Consider the following 18678-nt stretch of genomic DNA (forward strand, 5'->3'; position numbering starts at 1 on the left):
ACTATAGGCTACAGGCACGTAGGGCAACCTCTTCTCCTGAAGCCCGTAGTTTGCGGCTAAAGCTTTTCGATCCTTTCCATAAACTCCTGCTTGCGCTGACGGGAAACGGGTATACAACTACCGTCAGTCATAATGATATCTCCTCCATCGCCCTTGATATACCTGTCCATATAGTTCAGATTGACCAGGTAACTGTGATGCACCCTGAAGAAGCCTTTGTTCTTCAGCAATCCTTCCACTTCTTTTAAAGAGCGGCATACAAATGAAGGTTCGGCGCCATTTATCAGGTGAATACAAGTGCTTTCCCCTTCGGCTACGCAATAAAGGATGTCTTTTACCAGCAGCATTCTCAGGCCTTCGGGGCTTGGAAGTGCCAATCTTTCGCCGGGGTAAAGATGCTGATGCAGGAATTCCATCAGGGAATCTGTTTTTTCCTCTGACTGTCCCTTTTGCCTTTGCCGCATCATTGCCTTATCAACGGCGTCTACCAGGTCTTCCCTGATAATTGGCTTGAGCAGATAGTCCAAGGCATTATGGCGGATCGCGTCCAGGGCATAATGATCATATGAAGTGGTAACAATAACGGAAAACGAAGCCTCCCTGCATTCCTGCAGGACTTCAAATCCATTCAATCCCGGCATTTCTACATCCAGGAAAACCAGATCCGGTTGATATTTTTCTATTGCCTCCAGTGCAGAGATCCCATCAGCGCAAACGGCCACTATATCTACTGCAGGGCAATGTTTCTCCAGCAAAAGCTTTAATACACTTCTGCTAAGTTTTTCATCATCCACGATAATGGTGCGCATGTTTTTCTAATTCTTGTCCCCAAAAGACTCTCCCTCAGTCAGCATAAGAAAAGCACAGGCGAGAGTCTGATATAATATACAATATTCCGTGTAAAGATGTGAAAGTTTATTTTAGGCAGATGCCGTTTTTATGTCTTACATTACGGCCTCTCTGGCAGCGATTTGCTGCATACTAATAATAACAAGATGACCGCTTGGTTGTTGCATTTCATTGTAAAGTTCCTGCTCTGTTATACCCGCACGCATATTATACCGCTCGTTAATAGCTTCCAGTCTGGCTGCAGCGATCGTGATTCCCTGGGAAAGATGGGCATCATCGCCGGAGGGGGCCTGATGGATACCATTATCTTCGATCCGAACGGAAAGCATTTCATTTTCCCTGCTTATACTGATCCGCAGGCAACCTCCCGTCTTGGCCGGGCGTAACAACAACCTGCGCCAGATGGCTTCCTGGATGTAAGGCTGAATAATGAGAGGAGGTACAAATGTGACCTGCTGGAAGACGTCGGGAGCGATTTGCAGCTCATAGTCGAACTGGGGGCCAAAGCGGAGCTGCTCCAGCTGTAAATACAGTTCCAGCGCCTCAATGTCCTCTTCTAGGTTTATCCATTCCCGGTTACAGTTACGGATAATAAGGCGCATCAGGCGCGCAAAGCGGGTCAGGTAGAGGGAAGCCAGATCTGTACTGGTAGTAAGGATGTAGTGATGTATAGCGTTCAGGCTATTGAAGATAAAATGAGGATCCATCTGCGCCTGGAATGCGTGCATTTCCAGGTGTATCAGCTGCTGCCTGCTTATCTCTTTTGTTGAAGCCTGCTTTATATGCTTCTCGCGTATATAAAACACACAGCAGATCATGATCAAACTCAACAGAAAAAACACCCAGTACGGCCAACCTACTGCATTGAGTATGTTAGAGCAAAAGACCAAATTTGAAAAGGTTTACGAAAGGATACAAATTATAAGCACCTCACAAAGTCGCACATTCCTTATAGCACGATACTAAATACGGAGTTAAGACCGTGCTAAATATCCATCAAATCTGGTTCCCGGGAAAGGGGCAATTAATACAAGGCAGCATTTGCAGAACAACCGGGGGAAAACGAAGGGTAAGTGGCGGTAAATGGCTATTCCGTGAACTTGTATCCCACCCCTCTTACTGAGTGAAAGTACCTGGAATTCCGGCTATCCTCTTCAAAATATTTACGGAAATTGAGAATAAAGTTATCAATTGTACGGGTGGTAGGGTAAACATTATAACCCCATACTACCTGCAGGATCTTTTCACGGGTTACTACCTCGCCCTTATTTTCGATGAGCAATTTCAGTAACATCGTTTCTTTCTTGCTTAGTTCATAGTGTTTTCCGTCTTTACCGATGCATTCCTGTGCGGCAAAGTCGATCTCGTTGCTTCCGAAACGATATACGGTGGATACACTGTCCTTATCCTGTATGCGTTTATTTTTGACGATCAGCTTTTCCACGCGCAGTAGCAGCTCTTCCAGGTTAAAGGGCTTGGTCATATAATCGTCCCCGCCCTTCTTCAGGCCCAGTACACGGTCTGCGCTGCTGTTCTTCGCACTGAGGAACAGGATGGGGACTTCATTATTCTGGATACGGATGTTCTCACAAACGGCAATACCGTCCATTTCCGGCAGCATGATATCCAGGATGATCAGGTCAAAATATTCGTTCTTTACCGCCTTTAAAGCGGCGGTGCCATTATCTACAGCTGTTACTTCATATCCCTCCAGCTCCAGGTTCAGTTTCAGGGCCTCCTGGAGGTTTTCTTCGTCCTCTACCAGTAGTATGGATGCCTTAGTAGCTTCCTTCATAGTTAATAATTGCAATCGCTAATTTACACTCTTTGAATGGAATATACGGGCCAGGTTATCTCAAAACTGGCGCCCGCAGGTACGTTATCTTTCACGACAATCGCACCTCCATGCTGCTGTACGATCTTTCTGCTGAGGAACAATCCGAGCCCGGACCCTTTTGCTTTACGCGTATTTTCATTGCCTATACGATAAAACTTGAGAAAGATCCTGTCCCGCTCATCCACCGGGATGCCAGGCCCCTCGTCTGTTACCTTCAGTTTCAACATGCTTCCGCTGCATTCTTCCAGCGTTACATCGATCACAGTATGTCTGGGAGCATATTTAACAGCGTTTTCGACCAGGTTGCTCAGCAGGATCTGCAGCATGAATTTATCTCCATTGATCCACACATCTGGCAAAATATGTGCCTGTATCGTATGTGTCGAAATGCGTGATTGCATTTCCCTGATCCCCGTTTCCAGCAGATCGGAGAAATTAATGTCCTCACGGAACAGCTGATATCGTTGCGCTTCCATCTGGGAAGCCAGCAGAATATTGTTGCAAAGCTGGTCCAGACGGTTGGTCTCCCGGATGGTGTTATCCAGTAGCTTTAGTCGCTTTTCCTCATCCAGCTTGTGTTTACGGAGCGTTTCCAGGTTTAGTTTTGCGGCAGCGATGGGCGATTTCAGTTCATGTGTGACCGCCATCATGAAATTCTGCTGCTGCTGGGATAAGCGCATCTGCTTCCAGATAGAGCGGTATACGAAGAATCCTCCCAGCAAAATAATAGCCAGAAAGATAATACCTTCTCCAAAGAACATGACAGAACGTCTCTCTTCGGTGGTCTGTATACGGTCTGATTCCTGGTGAAATTCCACCGGATGTGCAATACTGTCAGTCCGGAGCATCAGGTTCTGCATTTCAAAGCGGGTGATCTGTTCACTCTGGTTGAACAGGAGTACCCCCCACCATACCAGCGCGAGGATGGTATATGCCAGTACAAAAAGATATACGAAGTGGATACCACTTCTTCCCTCCATTTTACGGAATAGCCTTTTCATTTTTTCGCAACCCGGCTTTCTCAATCCGCAGGCCTACATTCATGATGTCCGGCAACGGATTTTGCCGCATGTTTTGTTCAAAAGTAAACTTGTATGTACCCGGCTTGTTCAGGATGGCATTCTGCTGGATGGGGATCTTATGCTCATAAATGTCATCCAGCCCGCTACCCAGCCATTTGCCGCTCATATCTGCCAAAGGTAGTTCTACCCTTTGTGTTACCGGTTTTTCTCCCGGGAACTGGGTATGTACCTGCAACCATATATTGCTGAAAGGGTAGGAGTCTTTATGCCGTACATTTACATAGATATTGTAAAGGTATGCCGTGTCCTGAGGCTGCACGGTAACCTCAAAAACAGGTTTATAGGCATAGGACCATTCATGCCCCGGAATATCCAGGTTCTTTTCATAGGTGTCCATCTTCAGTGGCTGACAGGCCGCTGTTACCAGCATTCCCGCTGCCACAATAATCCGGCAGAGTTTATTCATATTTTATCGCAATACGTTTTATATCTGAGGAACCATATCGTTGCCTGATCACAGTACATTCAGCACCTGTTCTTTTGCCTTTTCCAGTTCATCTTTCATGAGCACCACCCATTGCTGAATGTTGGCATCATTCGCTTTGGAACCGGTCGTATTGATCTCGCGTCCAACTTCCTGGAGCACGAAGCCCAGTTTCTTTCCCTTTGAAGGATCTGCCTCTGCCAGGATCTCCTTGAAATAACGGCAGTGGTTTTCCAGCCTGATAAGTTCTTCGGAAATATCGAGTTTCTCCAGGTAAAAGATCAATTCCTGTTCCAGGCGGTTCTCATCCACATTTTCCTTCCCCACATGTTCTGCCAGCAGGGCTTCCAGTCGCTGACGCACCCTGTCTTTACGCAGCGGATCCAGTTCTCGGACCTTTATACAGTAGGATTCTATGTTTTCTATACGCAGCAGCAGGTCTGCCGACAGCATCTGTCCTTCATCCAGGCGATGGGCATCCAGGTCGGTAACTGCCAGATGGATCACCTTTTCCACCTCCAGCCATTCTTCTTCAGAGATCTGTTCTGTAGCCGGCGATACCACTTCGGGCAGCTTCATCAGTACATTCAGCATGTCTTCCTGGGGAAGATTCAGTTCTGTAGCCAGAGAAGTAATAGTGCTATGGTAATATTTAGCCAGATCAGTATTAATGACCACCGGACGGGTAGCCCCGTTTTGCCTTATATTTACCGTCGCATCCAGGGTACCGCGCAAGAGGGTTTGCTGCAGCTTGTTACGGATATCAAACTCATAAGGCTTCAACAGCGGGGAAATCTTCAGGTTTACCTCAAATTGCTTACCATTGAGCGATTTTACTTCAACCACTATTGTGGTCTCGCCCTTGGTAGTTTCCGCCCTTCCAAAGCCGGTCATTGATTTCAGCATAATAGAGATTTGTAGGCAACAAACCTACCTAAATTAGCCCAAAGCACAAAGAATAGGTGCAAGCAAACAACAGCAGGACACCATATAATGCGCCGGGAAACCACGTCGGGGCATCTCCGTAAAAGTTACCTGAAGAGCATATCATAGAGTTCCTTTTGCCCCATTTCCCGCATCTGTCCTGGCTCCAGCCCATCTACAGTGACGCGGCCTATCCGGTAACGGATAAGTCTCAACGTAGGAAAACCCACAGCCGCTGTCATCTTTCTGACCTGCCGGTTTTTACCCTCGCCGAGCACTAACCTGATCCAGGGAGCAGGGATAAGCTTACGGAAACGGATAGGTGGATTACGTTCCGGTACAACAGGATCGGTTTCAAATAAAGCGGCCTGGCAACGCCGGGTTAAATATTGCTTGCCGTCTACGGCGATCTTTACCCCTTGTTTCAGTTGTTGCACTGCTTCGGGTGTCACCGCACCATCTACCTGGACCCAATATTCCCTTTCGTGGGCAAATTTCGGATCCAGCAACCTGTTTGTCAGCGACTTATCGTTGGTAAGAATGAGCAGGCCCTCACTGTCATAGTCGAGCCTGCCAACCGGATAAACATCCGAAGGAACTTTAAAGTAATCCGCCAGGCTCTCCTTTCCTTCCTCCTTCCCGAAACGGGTCAGCACCTGGAAAGGCTTATATATAATAAAGTATTTAAGTGACATGCTTGAAGTAGTAAGGGAACGTACGCTTATTTTGGCTGTAAATTAGTAATTTTGCAGACTGAAACTATGTGTACGCCTTTCCATAACGCTTCATGTACGAATTGCCAGGACCGCTTTGGATCAATTTTATTCAAAGCGGAGAAGTGCAATCTGGAAGAGATCGAATCTGCCAAGGTGTGTACTATGTACAAAAAAGGCCAGATCGTATTCCAGGAAGGCGCATACCCCTTCGGCATTTACTGCGTGAACACCGGCAAGATTAAACTGTCACATTGTGGCGATGATGGCCGGGAACAGATCGTGCGTCTATGTAAACCAGGCGACATTATCGGCTATAAGGCGCTCCTCAGTGCAGAACGTTACACCGCTTCTGCGATTGCCCTCGACGATTCTTCCGTATGTTTCATTCCCAAAGACCTTTTTATGAGCGTATTGCAGAAAGATGCCAGCCTTTCCCTCGAAATGATGCGCATCCTGGCCAGTGAGCTCAGAAAAGCAGAGATGAAGATCACCCACCTGGCCCAGAAACCCGTACGTGAGCGCCTGGCAGAAACCCTGCTTTTCATAAAAGAAACCTATGGCGTGGAACAGGATGGTTATACGCTCAACGTCCGCCTCTCCCGCGAGGAAATCGCCAACCTGGTAGGTACCGCTACAGAATCGGCCATACGCCTGCTTTCCGAGTTCAAAAAAGATGGGCTGATCGAATTGCAGGGTAAAAAGATCCGCCTCCTGAACCCTGAAGAGCTGACCCGTACAGCCAACCTGCAGGATTGAGTCCACTTCGGGTCCGCTCAGATCCACATTAAGCCCGGGTCCAAGTCGCTTCGAACGCTGCATTCATTCCACCCGTAGCTAATTCAAAACCCTGCCGAAACAGCTTCACAAACCTCTCTTTCAATCTGCTTTACTGTAAAGCAAATAATGAATTTACAATAACACCTGTAAAGTAAATTCTGAAGCTCCGCACAAAAATGTAAAGTTTTTCTGTACTAAGACATAGGCCAATAAATACCGTCCTGATACCGCTTTGATACCGCTAATCTTACGTTAAAGTTACGTTCAGGGACGTAAGATTAACGTAAGATTAGCGGTATCAAAGCGGTATCTGGACGGCATCTGGACGGGGAAAAAGCACAAAATGTTGATAAGGATCAGTTCCGCTTTTGACACCCATCATTGTCCTCCCGCAACGATGCAGGTAGTTTTGCAAAAATCCTTTATCATGGCAACAATAGCTGTCGCGCCCGATACCAAACTGAAATGTGCTCACTGTGGGGAAGACTGCCCGGACGGGAAAATACTACTGGACGACAAGCATTTTTGCTGTGAGGGATGTAAACTCGTATACGAGATCCTGAACGAAAACGGTCTCTGCGACTACTATACACTTAATAACAATCCTGGCCAGTCGCAACGGATCCCCGTCAGAAAAGATAAATTCGCCTTCCTGGACGATAACAAAATACAGCAACAACTGATTCAGTTCCAGGATGATACCCAGACACATGTCACTTTCTATATTCCGCATATCCACTGTAGCTCCTGCCTGTGGCTACTCGAAAACCTGCACCATCTCGATGCCGGCGTTCAAAGGGTGAATGTCAATTTTGCCAAAAAAGAGGCAATGATCGTATTCCGGCAGCAGGAAACCTCGCTCAGGCATATCGCAGAAACCCTGACCAGCATTGGTTATGAGCCATATATCAGCCTGCAGGACCTCCGGCAGCAAAAACCCCGTATACAGCGCGATCTGGTCTACAGGCTGGGGGTGGCCGGATTCTGTTTCGGCAATATCATGTTGCTTAGTTTCCCGGAATACTTTTCCCACTACGGGTATGCGGACGTAAAAATGAACCACATCTTCCGCTGGCTCAACCTCACACTATCGCTACCCGTCTTCTTTTACAGCGCGCAGGTATTCTTCCGCTCCGCCTGGGGCGGTCTGAAAAGCGGCTTTCTGAATATCGACCTGCCCATCGTGCTGGCAATCATCGTCACCTTTGTCCGCAGCCTGACAGACGTTCTTACAGACAGTGGCGGCGGGTATTTCGACTCTATGACGGGCATCGTTTTCTTCATGCTCGTAGGGCGTATCCTGCAGGATAAAACCTACCAGGGCCTGTCTTTCGACCGTGATTATACCGCCTATTTCCCTATTGCCATTACCGTACTGAAAGACAAACAACAGATCCCGACCGCACTGCCGGACATCAAAACCAACGATACTTTACTGATCCATAACCAGGAACTGATCCCTGCTGACGGGATCCTGCTAAAGGGCAATGCCATTATAGATTACAGCTTTGTAACAGGAGAAGCCGTTCCCGTACAGAAAAGCACCGGAGAGATCGTGTATGCGGGAGGCAAACAGCTGGAGGGAAATATTGAAATTCTTACCATCAAAGAGGTTGCACAAAGTTACCTTACCAGTCTTTGGAACAGGGAAGAGCTCAAAAGGCCGCGGGAGAAAAAACCATCTTTTATTCACCTGCTGAGCCGCTATTTTACCTGGGTAGTACTGACCATCGCGATTATTACAGCTACATACTGGTGGGCGTACGATCCATCACGTATATGGCCTGCAGTAACCGCAGTGCTGATCGTTGCATGCCCCTGTGCCTTGTTGCTGGCGGCATCTTTCACCAATGGGCATATCCTCCGCATACTGAGCAGGCATCATTTATATCTCCGGAATGCCGATGCAATAGAAAGGCTCGCAGACGTAGACCACATTGTGTTTGACAAAACAGGCACCTTAACCGGCAAAGCCACTTCCAGCGTGTCTTACCAGGGCATGCCGCTCACTAAGGAAAAACTATGGGCCATTGGTACGCTGGCAGCACAATCCACACATCCGCTCAGTAAAATGATCGCATCTTTTTGTGGCAAGGATGAAAATCTGCCGGTGAGGAACTTCAGGTCAGTAGCAGCAAACGGTATCAGCGGCTGGGTACAGTATAATTTCATTCAACTGGGCAATGCAGCATTCACAGGCACAACCAGTAAAATAGAGACAGACGGCAGCACCGTGTATATTACTATCGACGGGCAACAGACCGGTTGCTTTATCATCCGCCATCACTACAGAGAAGGTATACCTGCACTGCTGCAACACCTGCAGAAGAAATATGCATTATCATTATTGTCCGGCGATAATGATGCTGAAGCAGCCTATCTGCAGGAAATGATGGGATCTTCTGCCAGCCTGCATTTCGCGCAGAAGCCGGCAGACAAGCTCGGCTATGTGTTATCTCTCCAGAAACAAGGCCATCGCGTACTCATGATCGGGGACGGGCTCAATGACGCAGGCGCATTGAAGCAAAGCGATGTAGGCATATCACTGACGGAAAACAGCAATAATTTCACGCCTGCCAGTGACGGCATTCTCGAAGCTGATCAGTTGATACAGCTGCCTCGTTTCATCAGGACCTGCAAGAACAACAAACGTATTATAGTCGCCACTTTCATCATCTCTCTCTTATACAATTTCATCGGCTTATTCTTTGCCGTACAGGGCATCCTCTCTCCGTTAACAGCTGCCATACTCATGCCTGCAAGCTCCATCAGCATTGTGCTGCTTACCTATGGCCTGAGCGAATGGCTGGACAGACCATGATATGAATCAGTGTCCCGATTGAGCGGCATCATCGTATCCGCATACGCGACATGCTAGCTTTGCTCATGTAATTTAAACCCACATACTATGAGCGTGATCATCATACTTCTCGGAGCCAGCCTGTTGGTGGCAATCTTCTTCCTCGCTGCATTTATATGGTCAGTCAGGAACGGACAATTTGAGGATGATTTTTCCCCTGCACACCGTGTGCTGTTCGACACAAAGCCAGCTGAAAGCGGCTGCAAATCGGGGAATGCATGCAGTAACAAGGACTGCAAGTCACGCATCTGCAATCATAATTGATTCTCCTTTCTATACTATCAACTCATCTCTTATCATTCGTAATTGAACAAACATGTCTCTCGAAAAGTTTTCGTACGATAACCGTACCGTGAAATGGTTTGCATACGCCTGTATCGGCTGGGGGCTGATCGGTATGCTGGCCGGGTTGTGGGCTGCGCTGGCGCTGGTGTTGCCCGACCTTAACCTGGGTTATGCACCTACAACATTTGGTCGTCTAAGACCCGTACACACCAATGCTGTCATTTTCGCCTTTGTAGGTAATGGCATCTTTATGGGTGTGTATTATTCATTACAACGCCTGTGTAAAACACGCATGTTCAGCGATGTACTGAGTAAGATACATTTCTGGGGATGGCAAGCCATCATTGCCGGAGGCGCTATCACATTATTCATGGGCTGCACTACCGGTAAGGAATATGCAGAGCTGGAATGGCCTTTCGACATCGCCATTACACTGGTCTGGGTCGTGTTTGGAGCGAATATGCTCGGTACCATCCTCCGCCGTCGTGAAGCGCATCTGTATGTGGCTATCTGGTTCTACATCGGCACATGGGTGGCTATTGCCATGCTGCACATCGTGAACTCGTTCGAGATGCCGGTATCTTTCCTGAAAAGCTATTCCTGGTATGCAGGCGTGCAGGATGCACTGGTACAATGGTGGTATGGACATAATGCGGTGGCATTCTTTCTGACCACTCCTTACCTCGGACTGATGTACTACTTCGTACCGAAGGCTGCCAACAGACCGGTGTATTCGTATCGCTGGTCCATCATTCACTTCTGGGCACTGATCTTTATCTACATCTGGGCGGGACCTCACCACCTTTTATATACAGCCTTACCTGAGTGGGCGCAATCCCTGGGCACTGTATTCTCTATTATGCTGATCGCACCATCCTGGGGCGGTATGCTGAATGGCTTGCTTACACTGCGTGGTGCGTGGGACCGCGTAAGGGAAGACGCCATCCTGAAATTCTTTGTAGTAGCGCTGACCTGTTATGGTATGGCTACATTCGAAGGACCGATGCTGTCACTGAAGAATGTGAACGCCATCAGTCACTATACCGACTGGACCATCGCACACGTACACGTAGGTGCCTTGGGCTGGAACGGATTCCTGACATTCGGTATCCTGTACTGGTTATTACCTCGTCTTTTCACTACTGAACTATATTCCCGTAAATGGGCCAATACGCACTTCTGGCTGGGCACACTGGGTATCATTTTCTATGTGATCCCATTGTACTGGGCTGCGTTCACACAAAGCATGATGTGGAAACAGTTCACACCGGAAGGACAGCTGAAATTCCAGTTCCTCGAAACAGTGAATACCATCATTCCGATGTATGCGCTGCGCGGCCTGGGTGGTATATTGTATATCAGCGGTGTGATACTGATGATCGTGAACCTCGCCAAGACCGTACGCCGTGGCTCTTTTGTAGCAAATGAACCTGCTGAAGCAGCGCCATTGCCAAAAGTGATTCAGACACATGGCAAAGCTCACTGGCATAACTGGATCGAGCGCAGGCCTATACAGCTGGCCGTTTTCAGCCTGGTAGTAGTAGCAATAGGAGGTATTCTCGAACTGATCCCTACCTTCCTTGTAAGAAGCAATATTCCTACCATCACCAGCGTAAAACCATATACACCGCTTGAACTGCATGGCCGCGATGTATATATCCGCGAGGGTTGCTATACCTGCCACTCACAGATGATCCGTCCTTTCCGCGATGAAGTAGCGCGTTATGGTGAATATTCCAAAGCTGGTGAATTCATTTATGACCATCCTTTCCAGTGGGGTTCAAAAAGAACTGGTCCGGACCTGGCCAGGATAGGAGGAAAGTACCCGGATTCATGGCACTACAACCACATGCTGGATCCTACGTCTATGTCTCCCGGCTCTATTATGCCACAATATCCCTGGTTGTTCGATGATAAAACAGACAAGGCAAAGACACCTGCTATGATCAACGCTATGCGCAAGCTGGGCGTACCATATCCTGCAGGATATGAATTGCAGGCCAATGCAGATATGGCTAAACAGGCACAGGAAATAAGCGCCGCATTAAAGAAGGACAAGCTGGAAGTAGCGCCGGATAAAGAGATCGTTGCGCTTATTGCTTACCTGCAACGCCTGGGCGCCGATATCAAAAATCCTGTGGTGGCAGAGAAAAAATAATGTGATCAAACAGTAAATCTTACGAGATATGAAATTCATCAATTACCTGCAATCTATAACAGGTGTAAGTATATACCCGCTGGCATCTTTGTGCATATTCACCCTGTTCTTTGTGGTGGCCGCATTCTGGGCATTGAAGGCTGATAAAGGCATGATAGACCATATACGGAACATTCCGCTGGATGACCGCTGATCACAGCATGCTTATTTTATCATCTCCTAATCGCAACATTATGAACAAGAAATCAATCACTATAACCGGCTTATCCCTTTTTACCCTATGCCTGCTGCACAGTATGCCGGCAGCAGCACAATACAAGCCTACCCCACCATCAGAGCTGGGGCATCCGGTAGCTATTGTACTGCTGACGGTTATTGTCGGCCTGCTGATCGTCATCGCTATCCTGGGCAGTGCTGTGCTTAACGCCATGGACGTTTACAGGGAAAGAGTAAAAAGCGAAAAAAGTAAAGCGATCGTTTCCATCGCGATCCTGGTGGCAGGTATCCTTTCTTCCAACAGCCTGCTGGCGCAGGAAGCTGCGGAAACAGCCAAACCCGTTGCTACTAATATTATCAGCGGATTGTCCGACACGTCTTTTTATATACTGGCGTCTGTCATCTCACTGGAGATCCTGATCATTATATCCCTTTTGTATACGCTGCGCGTGCTGTTGGGTATAGAAAGGAAAAAGAAGGTGGCGGCTCCCGGCAAGCCGGTTATACACTGGCTTGAAAAGCTCAACAAGACCAGAACACTGGATGCTGCTTCAGAAATGGAGGAAGATATGGGCCATGATTATGATGGCATCCGTGAGCTGAACAACCCTACACCTCCCTGGTGGAGATGGGGTTTCTACTTCAGTATTGTGTTTGCCGTTGTTTATGTATGGCGCTTTCAGATAGCACATTCCGCTCCATCGCAGGTTGAGGAACTGGCCATTGCAGAAGCTGCAGCAGCGGAGGCAAAAGCAGAATATCTTAAAAATGCGGCCAACAATATCGATGAAAACAGTGTGACACTGCTGACAGGTGCTGATGATATTGCTTCCGGACAAAAGATCTTCTCTACCAGCTGTGCACCATGTCACGGTCCCCAGGCGCAGGGTGTGGTAGGTCCCAACCTGACGGATGACTACTGGTTGCACGGAGGACAGGTGAAGAACGTATTCACCACTATTAAGTATGGCGTGCCTGAGAAAGGGATGAAGTCCTGGAAAGACGATTTCTCTCCCAAACAACTGGCACAACTGACCAGCTATATCAAGAGCATACGTGGTTCAAATCCACCTAATCCAAAAGAGCCGCAGGGCACATTAGAAAAAGAGTAGACAGATCAAGTAAACATATTCGTGATGGAAGAATCGTTCAGAGACAGCCTGGCGACTGTTGACAAGCAAGGAAAACGCAGCTGGATATACAGCCAGAAGCCGAAAGGTAAACTCTATAACGCGAGGAGTGTGCTAAGCTTCCTTTATTTCCTTGCGTTTTTTGCCGGCCCATTCATTCAAGTGAATGGCCGGCCCTTGTTTTTGTTTAATGTAGTTGAAGGCAGGTTCATATTGTTCGGCGCCATATTCTGGCCGCAGGACTTCTTTATATTCGGCTTAGCCATGGTGGCTTTTATCCTCTTCATTGTAGTATTCACCATGGCCTTCGGCCGCCTGTTCTGCGGATGGGCATGTCCACAGACCATCTTCATGGAAATGCTCTTCCGCAAAATAGAATACTGGATAGAAGGTGATGCATCTGCCCAGAAACTTTTGAACAAAGCGCCATGGAACACGGACAAGATCGTGAAAAAGACCAGCAAGCATATCCTCTTTTACATGCTGTCTTTCCTGATCGCCAATACGTTCCTGGCTTATGTAATCGGCATAAACAGTTTGCTTGAAATAATAACCGGTCCGGTTACAGAACATACAGGTGGTCTTGCCGCAATGATCATTTTTGCAGGCGTGTTCTATGGCGTATTTGCCTTCTTCAGGGAGCAGGTATGCACGGTAGTATGTCCTTACGGCCGCCTTCAGGGTGTGTTGCTGGACAGGGACTCTGTGGTGGTAGCATACGATTATACCAGGGGAGAGCCCCGCGGGCATTTTAAAAAACAGGCAGACAACAACCTGGGCGATTGTATCGATTGCCTTCAATGTGTAAAGGTATGTCCAACCGGCATAGACATCCGCAATGGTACACAGTTAGAGTGCGTGAACTGTACCGCCTGTATTGATGCCTGCAACTTCATGATGGAAAAAACAGGACGCCCCCTGCATCTCATCCGCTATGCATCAGAGAACGGGATCGCCAACAAACAGCCCTTACACTTTACCACAAGGATCAAATTATATAGTTCCGTGCTGGTGATACTGCTCACCGCCATCACCTGGATGCTGGTAAGCCGGAAACCGGTAAGTGGAACGATCATCCGGACAGCAGGCATGTTGTACCAGGAAAGAGGTGCTGACAGTATCTCCAATCTTTACCGGATTAAGCTGGTCAACAAAACAGCCAGCGATATTCCACTCAGCCTCCGGCTGGAAGATGCACCAGGCAAAATAGAACTGCTTGGTCATCAGCAGGTAACTGTAAAAGGGGAGCAACAGGGCGAGGGTATCTTCTTCGTTATATTGCCCCGTACCGCCATCAAAAAGCGTAAAACAACCTTACATATCACGCTGTATACAGGCAACAATAAGGAGGGCACCATCGGCACCACCTTCCTGGGACCTGCGCAGTAATTGTTATATCCTTCATCAAAATATCCGAATCATGAACTGGGGTCATAAAATCATTATCGTATTCATTCTTTTTGCAGCGGGCATCCTCACGCTGGTAACCAAAAGTATGCGCACCCGCATAGACATGGTTACGCCTAATTATTACGCAGAAGAGCTGAAATATCAGCAGGTGATCGACGGCAGGAGAGAAGCCCTTTCCCTTTCTGCGCCTGTCAGCATCAATCAGTCAGAGAAGTCAGTTGGTATTCTTTTTCCCGCTGAAATGCAGGGCGTTCCTCTTGAGGGCAACGTGTTGTTCTACCGTGCCTCAGATTCCCGCCAGGACGTCTCTCTCCCTTTACAGCCTGATGAGAACGGGCTGGTGCTGGTTAGCAAGAAACGATTTCAGAAAGGCAATTACCGGGTACAATTACAATGGGAGGCAAAGGGAAAATCTTATTACCAGGAAAGTTTTGTAACCGTTAACTGATACAGATCATGCTCCTGACGTTTTTATATGCCTTGTCGCTGGGCTTCATCGGCAGCTTTCACTGTATCGGCATGTGCGGGCCCATTGCGCTCACCCTCCCGGTGCAACACCTGGACGGCGTCCGTAAGCAGGTGGGCATTCTGTTGTACAATGCAGGAAGGGTTACTGCCTATGCCGGCTTAGGCCTTGCTTCCGGATGGCTGGGCAGACAATTCTTCCTGGGAGGCCTGCAGCAGTGGTTGTCTATTCTGCTTGGAACTGGCATGTTGCTGCTGATAGTGCTGCAATATGGTTTCCGCCGGCACCGCTTCCAGCTGAATACGGGCTTTTATACACGTCATATCAAAACAATGCTGGGCAACCTGCTTCGTCGTCAGCAACAGCATACCCTGTATGCGATCGGCTTCCTGAACGGCCTATTGCCCTGTGGCCTGGTATGGTTTGCCATTACCGGGGCTGTAGCCACCGGCAGCTCCCTGCAGGGCGCCCTTTTCATGGCAGCCTTTGGTACAGGTACACTACCTGCTATGATAGCGCTAAGCTGGTTCAACGATCTTATCAGTATCCGCCTGCGTAACCGTTTACGCAGCTGCATCCCATATGTTCTCACCGTTATGGCCATTCTGCTCATCATGCGCGGGCTTAATCTGAATATTCCATACGTCAGCCCCGCATTGACTGCACCGGGCGAAAAAGTCTCATTACACTGCCTTAAACCATCCTGATCATGCAACTCATTAGAAAATATAACACCGCTGCTCCCCGCTATACAAGTTACCCGACCGTTCCTTACTGGGATGAGCAGCAGTTTGATATCGATACCTGGAAGCAGGCTTTACTGCAATCTTTCCGCGCCACCAACCACACGGAAGGGATCAGTATCTATATCCATCTGCCTTATTGTGAACAATTGTGCACTTACTGTGGATGCAATAAACATATTACCGTCAACCATGGCGTAGAAGCCCCCTATATACAGTCTATACTCAATGAATGGGAGCTGTATCTGCAGCTGTTCAAAGAACGTCCGCGCATCAGGGAGATCCATCTTGGCGGAGGCACACCAACATTTTTCAGTCCACAGAACCTGCACAACTTACTTTCCCGTATATATCTGCATGCCGATCTGTTGCCTGATGCCACACTTAGTTTCGAAGGCCATCCAAACAACACGACAAAGGCGCATATGCTGACGCTGTATAATCTTGGCTTCCGCCGTATGAGCCTGGGTATTCAGGACTTCGATCCGCGCGTGCAGGACATCATCAACCGGATACAACCCTATGAGACGGTGGCAGAAGTCACCGCCACTGCAAGAGCTATCGGTTATACCTCCATCAACTATGACCTGGTATATGGCTTACCCCTTCAAACCATGGAAAGCGTAGGAGATACGATTAATAAAGTAATGCAGCTAAGGCCGGACAGGATCTCTTTCTATAGCTATGCGCATGTACCCTGGGTAAAAGGTGTTGGTCAACGGCGTTATTCTGAGGCAGATCTTCCAAAGGATGAAGAGAAGAGAGCGCTCTATGAGCTGGGTAAAACACTGTTCGCTGAGAACGGGTATACAGAGATCGGGATGGACCACTTTGCGTTGCCTCATGACAGCCTGTATCATGCCTGCAATCAGGGATCATTACACAGGAACTTTATGGGATATACCGATCACCATACATCGCTTATGGTGGGCCTGGGTGCGTCTTCTATAGGAGACAGCTGGTATGCATATGCACAGAATGAAAAGCGGATCGCTATATGGCAGCAGCTTGTGAACAGCGGACAGTTCCCTGTAGTACGTGGTCACATCCTGGATGCGGAAGACCTCCGGTTGCGTCGCCATATTCATGACCTTATGTGTAGTTTTAAGACAGCCCTGAGTGAGGCAGACAGGAGAAGCCCCGTTATTGCAGAAAGCCTCGAAAGGCTTGAGGAGCTTGAGAAAGACGGGCTGGTAGACATAACGGAAAATGCAGTATCTGTTACCGGGAAAGGCGGGCCTTTTATCCGCAATATCTGTATGGCTTTTGATGCCCGCTTATGGAGAAAGCTGCCACAATCTCAACTGTTCAGTACTGCCATCTGAGTTCTTCCGCAGCTTATTCACTTCATTCTTATCACTTTATACCCTTTGAAATTATGTTACTGAAAGGCAGTGTGCTTTTCCAGAAATTGGAATTTAGAAAGGTCCGGTATACAGGGTGATAAAAAGTAGTTCCCTGTTCATATCTGAAGAGATAAAACCAGGCTTGAAAGATCAGCGGAAACACTTGCGGGGAAAGGATTTCACAGGGCATTAAAAAAGTCTGACCGTGTTTACAATCAGACTTTCTTGTTATGTGAATGGGTTAGTAAGTACAGGGAACAAAAATTCCCTACACAATATTAAAAAGAATTTCATCACAAAAGAAAAAAAATGCAAACTTTTTTATTCACACACTAAAAAAAATGTGGATAACAACAGTTACAAAGAAGCGTTAAAACTTCATTTCTCTTCTTGATGAAACAAAAACGGGTGAACAATCGTATCGTATTCTCTACTACCTTTGCTCCACTAAACAACAGAAAACATGAAGTTTAATGAACCGATCGCGGTAACGGAAATAGCGGCATTCATAGGCGCAGAGCTGGAAGGCGACGATACGCTGATGGCCACCGGCATCAATGAGATCCATAAGGTAGAACCGGGTGACATCTCGTTTGTGGACTTCGCAAAGTACTATGATGCCTGCCTGAGATCAGCAGCTACGATTATCATCATTAATAAAAAAGTGACTTGCCCTCCGGGAAAAGTATTGCTCGTAACAGACGATCCGTTCAGTGCTTATGTGAAACTGGTAAAACGCTTCCGTCCTTTCGAACCAGCCACCAACCCCATCAGCGATTCTGCTGTGATAGGCGAGGGGACTATCATACAGCCGAATGTATTCGTTGGTAATCATGTTACTATCGGTACCAATTGTATCATTCATCCCAACGTAACTATTTACGACAATTCCATCATCGGGAATAACGTGATCATCCATGCAGGCACTGTTATCGGTGCGGATGCCTTCTATTTTAAGAAACGGGCCGACAGGGAGGTGATGTACGATAAACTGGAAAGCTGCGGAAGGGTGATCATTGAAGATGACGTGGAAATAGGCGCTGGCTGTACCATTGACAAGGGTGTAAGTGGCGATACCATCATCGGCCGTGGCACGAAATTCGATAACATGATCCACATAGGACATGGCACTGTCATCGGCCGTAATTGCCTCTTTGCCGGTCAGGTAGGTGTAGGCGGTAAAGCACATATAGAAGACAACGTGATCCTCTGGGGCCAGGTAGGTGTTTCAAAAGACCTTACTATCGGGAAAGGTGCTGTTGTGCTGGCGCAAAGCGGTGTACCTTCTTCACTGGAAGGAGGTAAGGTATACTTTGGCTCTCCTGTTGAAGATGCCAAGGTTAAGATGAAGGAAATAAACTGGATTAAACGTATTCCTGAGATCTGGCAAAAACTGTATGGCCATTGATATATTATTTCACAGGCTCCATGCAAACCATGGAGCCTTTTTGTTTA

The 18678-nt window shown here is 47.7% G+C and carries 18 protein-coding genes; 11 read left to right on the forward strand and 7 right to left on the reverse strand.

Features of this window, described 5'->3' with window-relative positions; translation table 11 throughout:
• Positions 1 to 56: 56 nt before the first annotated feature.
• The 7 genes from MYF79_RS03365 to MYF79_RS03395 form a co-directional block, all read right to left on the reverse strand.
• Entirely contained in the window at positions 57 to 809 is a 753-nt protein-coding gene (locus tag MYF79_RS03365; protein WP_247812554.1) for a LytR/AlgR family response regulator transcription factor, read from the reverse strand.
• A 135-nt stretch (positions 810 to 944) separates the two neighbouring features.
• Positions 945 to 1655: a sensor histidine kinase gene (locus MYF79_RS03370; protein ID WP_247812555.1), complete on the reverse strand. Its 711-nt coding sequence runs from the start codon at positions 1653 to 1655 to the stop codon at positions 945 to 947.
• Between the two features lie 281 nt (positions 1656 to 1936).
• Positions 1937 to 2644 (reverse strand): response regulator transcription factor, encoded by a 708-nt coding sequence (locus MYF79_RS03375; RefSeq protein ID WP_199654323.1) that lies wholly within the window; start codon positions 2642 to 2644, stop codon positions 1937 to 1939.
• Between the two features lie 23 nt (positions 2645 to 2667).
• Positions 2668 to 3687 (reverse strand): sensor histidine kinase, encoded by a 1020-nt coding sequence (locus MYF79_RS03380; protein WP_247812556.1) that lies wholly within the window; start codon positions 3685 to 3687, stop codon positions 2668 to 2670.
• Positions 3668 to 4174, reverse strand: coding sequence for a gliding motility lipoprotein GldH (locus tag MYF79_RS03385; RefSeq protein WP_247812557.1), 507 nt, complete (start codon positions 4172 to 4174; stop codon positions 3668 to 3670). The genes MYF79_RS03380 and MYF79_RS03385 overlap by 20 nt, the downstream gene beginning before the upstream one ends.
• 48 nt (positions 4175 to 4222) lie before the next feature.
• On the reverse strand, positions 4223 to 5098 hold the full coding sequence (locus MYF79_RS03390; protein WP_247812558.1) for a YicC/YloC family endoribonuclease: 876 nt from the start codon (positions 5096 to 5098) through the stop codon (positions 4223 to 4225).
• 125 nt (positions 5099 to 5223) lie between these two features.
• Complete coding sequence (locus MYF79_RS03395) at positions 5224 to 5811, reverse strand: pseudouridine synthase (protein ID WP_247812559.1); 588 nt, start codon at positions 5809 to 5811, stop codon at positions 5224 to 5226.
• 51 nt (positions 5812 to 5862) lie between these two features.
• Between MYF79_RS03395 and MYF79_RS03400 the strand changes: the two genes are divergently transcribed.
• From MYF79_RS03400 to MYF79_RS03450, 11 genes are all read left to right on the forward strand, one after another.
• Complete coding sequence (locus tag MYF79_RS03400; protein ID WP_247812560.1) at positions 5863 to 6588, forward strand: Crp/Fnr family transcriptional regulator; 726 nt, start codon at positions 5863 to 5865, stop codon at positions 6586 to 6588.
• 448 nt (positions 6589 to 7036) lie between these two features.
• Positions 7037 to 9430, forward strand: coding sequence for a heavy metal translocating P-type ATPase (locus tag MYF79_RS03405; RefSeq protein WP_247812561.1), 2394 nt, complete (start codon positions 7037 to 7039; stop codon positions 9428 to 9430).
• A gap of 87 nt (positions 9431 to 9517) precedes the next feature.
• Positions 9518 to 9733, forward strand: a complete 216-nt coding sequence (gene ccoS / locus MYF79_RS03410; protein WP_199654335.1) for a cbb3-type cytochrome oxidase assembly protein CcoS — start codon at positions 9518 to 9520, stop codon at positions 9731 to 9733.
• Between the two features lie 52 nt (positions 9734 to 9785).
• Positions 9786 to 11912: a cytochrome-c oxidase, cbb3-type subunit I gene (gene ccoN / locus MYF79_RS03415; protein WP_247812562.1), complete on the forward strand. Its 2127-nt coding sequence runs from the start codon at positions 9786 to 9788 to the stop codon at positions 11910 to 11912.
• A 28-nt stretch (positions 11913 to 11940) separates the two neighbouring features.
• Positions 11941 to 12105: a CcoQ/FixQ family Cbb3-type cytochrome c oxidase assembly chaperone gene (locus tag MYF79_RS03420; protein WP_199654339.1), complete on the forward strand. Its 165-nt coding sequence runs from the start codon at positions 11941 to 11943 to the stop codon at positions 12103 to 12105.
• 40 nt (positions 12106 to 12145) lie between these two features.
• Positions 12146 to 13240: a cbb3-type cytochrome c oxidase N-terminal domain-containing protein gene (locus MYF79_RS03425; protein ID WP_247812563.1), complete on the forward strand. Its 1095-nt coding sequence runs from the start codon at positions 12146 to 12148 to the stop codon at positions 13238 to 13240.
• A 24-nt stretch (positions 13241 to 13264) separates the two neighbouring features.
• Positions 13265 to 14647, forward strand: coding sequence for a cytochrome c oxidase accessory protein CcoG (gene ccoG / locus MYF79_RS03430; protein WP_247812564.1), 1383 nt, complete (start codon positions 13265 to 13267; stop codon positions 14645 to 14647).
• Positions 14648 to 14678: 31 nt separating this feature from the next.
• A complete protein-coding gene (locus MYF79_RS03435; protein ID WP_247812565.1) occupies positions 14679 to 15116 on the forward strand; it encodes a FixH family protein in 438 nt (145 codons plus the stop codon).
• A gap of 8 nt (positions 15117 to 15124) precedes the next feature.
• Positions 15125 to 15841 (forward strand): sulfite exporter TauE/SafE family protein, encoded by a 717-nt coding sequence (locus tag MYF79_RS03440; RefSeq protein ID WP_247812566.1) that lies wholly within the window; start codon positions 15125 to 15127, stop codon positions 15839 to 15841.
• Between the two features lie 2 nt (positions 15842 to 15843).
• Positions 15844 to 17202: an oxygen-independent coproporphyrinogen III oxidase gene (gene hemN, locus MYF79_RS03445; RefSeq protein WP_247812567.1), complete on the forward strand. Its 1359-nt coding sequence runs from the start codon at positions 15844 to 15846 to the stop codon at positions 17200 to 17202.
• 484 nt (positions 17203 to 17686) lie between these two features.
• A complete protein-coding gene (locus tag MYF79_RS03450; protein WP_247812568.1) occupies positions 17687 to 18631 on the forward strand; it encodes a UDP-3-O-(3-hydroxymyristoyl)glucosamine N-acyltransferase in 945 nt (314 codons plus the stop codon).
• The last annotated feature ends 47 nt before the right edge of the window (positions 18632 to 18678 follow it).

The organism is Chitinophaga filiformis (assembly GCF_023100805.1).
Lineage (GTDB): Bacteria > Bacteroidota > Bacteroidia > Chitinophagales > Chitinophagaceae > Chitinophaga > Chitinophaga filiformis_B.

Bases quoted from the DNA above. Each gene is read 5' to 3' on its own strand.
- ccoS (WP_199654335.1), top strand. From the start codon at position 9,518: ATGAGCGTGATCATCATACTTCTCGGAGCCAGCCTGTTGGTGGCAATC.
- MYF79_RS03390 (WP_247812558.1), bottom strand. From the start codon at position 5,098: ATGCTGAAATCAATGACCGGCTTTGGAAGGGCGGAAACTACCAAGGGC.
- MYF79_RS03395 (WP_247812559.1), bottom strand. From the start codon at position 5,811: ATGTCACTTAAATACTTTATTATATATAAGCCTTTCCAGGTGCTGACC.
- MYF79_RS03375 (WP_199654323.1), bottom strand. From the start codon at position 2,644: ATGAAGGAAGCTACTAAGGCATCCATACTACTGGTAGAGGACGAAGAA.
- MYF79_RS03440 (WP_247812566.1), top strand. From the start codon at position 15,125: ATGCTCCTGACGTTTTTATATGCCTTGTCGCTGGGCTTCATCGGCAGC.
- MYF79_RS03385 (WP_247812557.1), bottom strand. From the start codon at position 4,174: ATGAATAAACTCTGCCGGATTATTGTGGCAGCGGGAATGCTGGTAACA.
- MYF79_RS03435 (WP_247812565.1), top strand. From the start codon at position 14,679: ATGAACTGGGGTCATAAAATCATTATCGTATTCATTCTTTTTGCAGCG.
- MYF79_RS03450 (WP_247812568.1), top strand. From the start codon at position 17,687: ATGAAGTTTAATGAACCGATCGCGGTAACGGAAATAGCGGCATTCATA.
- MYF79_RS03425 (WP_247812563.1), top strand. From the start codon at position 12,146: ATGAACAAGAAATCAATCACTATAACCGGCTTATCCCTTTTTACCCTA.
- MYF79_RS03380 (WP_247812556.1), bottom strand. From the start codon at position 3,687: ATGAAAAGGCTATTCCGTAAAATGGAGGGAAGAAGTGGTATCCACTTC.
- ccoN (WP_247812562.1), top strand. From the start codon at position 9,786: ATGTCTCTCGAAAAGTTTTCGTACGATAACCGTACCGTGAAATGGTTT.
- MYF79_RS03420 (WP_199654339.1), top strand. From the start codon at position 11,941: ATGAAATTCATCAATTACCTGCAATCTATAACAGGTGTAAGTATATAC.
- ccoG (WP_247812564.1), top strand. From the start codon at position 13,265: ATGGAAGAATCGTTCAGAGACAGCCTGGCGACTGTTGACAAGCAAGGA.
- hemN (WP_247812567.1), top strand. From the start codon at position 15,844: ATGCAACTCATTAGAAAATATAACACCGCTGCTCCCCGCTATACAAGT.
- MYF79_RS03405 (WP_247812561.1), top strand. From the start codon at position 7,037: ATGGCAACAATAGCTGTCGCGCCCGATACCAAACTGAAATGTGCTCAC.
- MYF79_RS03365 (WP_247812554.1), bottom strand. From the start codon at position 809: ATGCGCACCATTATCGTGGATGATGAAAAACTTAGCAGAAGTGTATTA.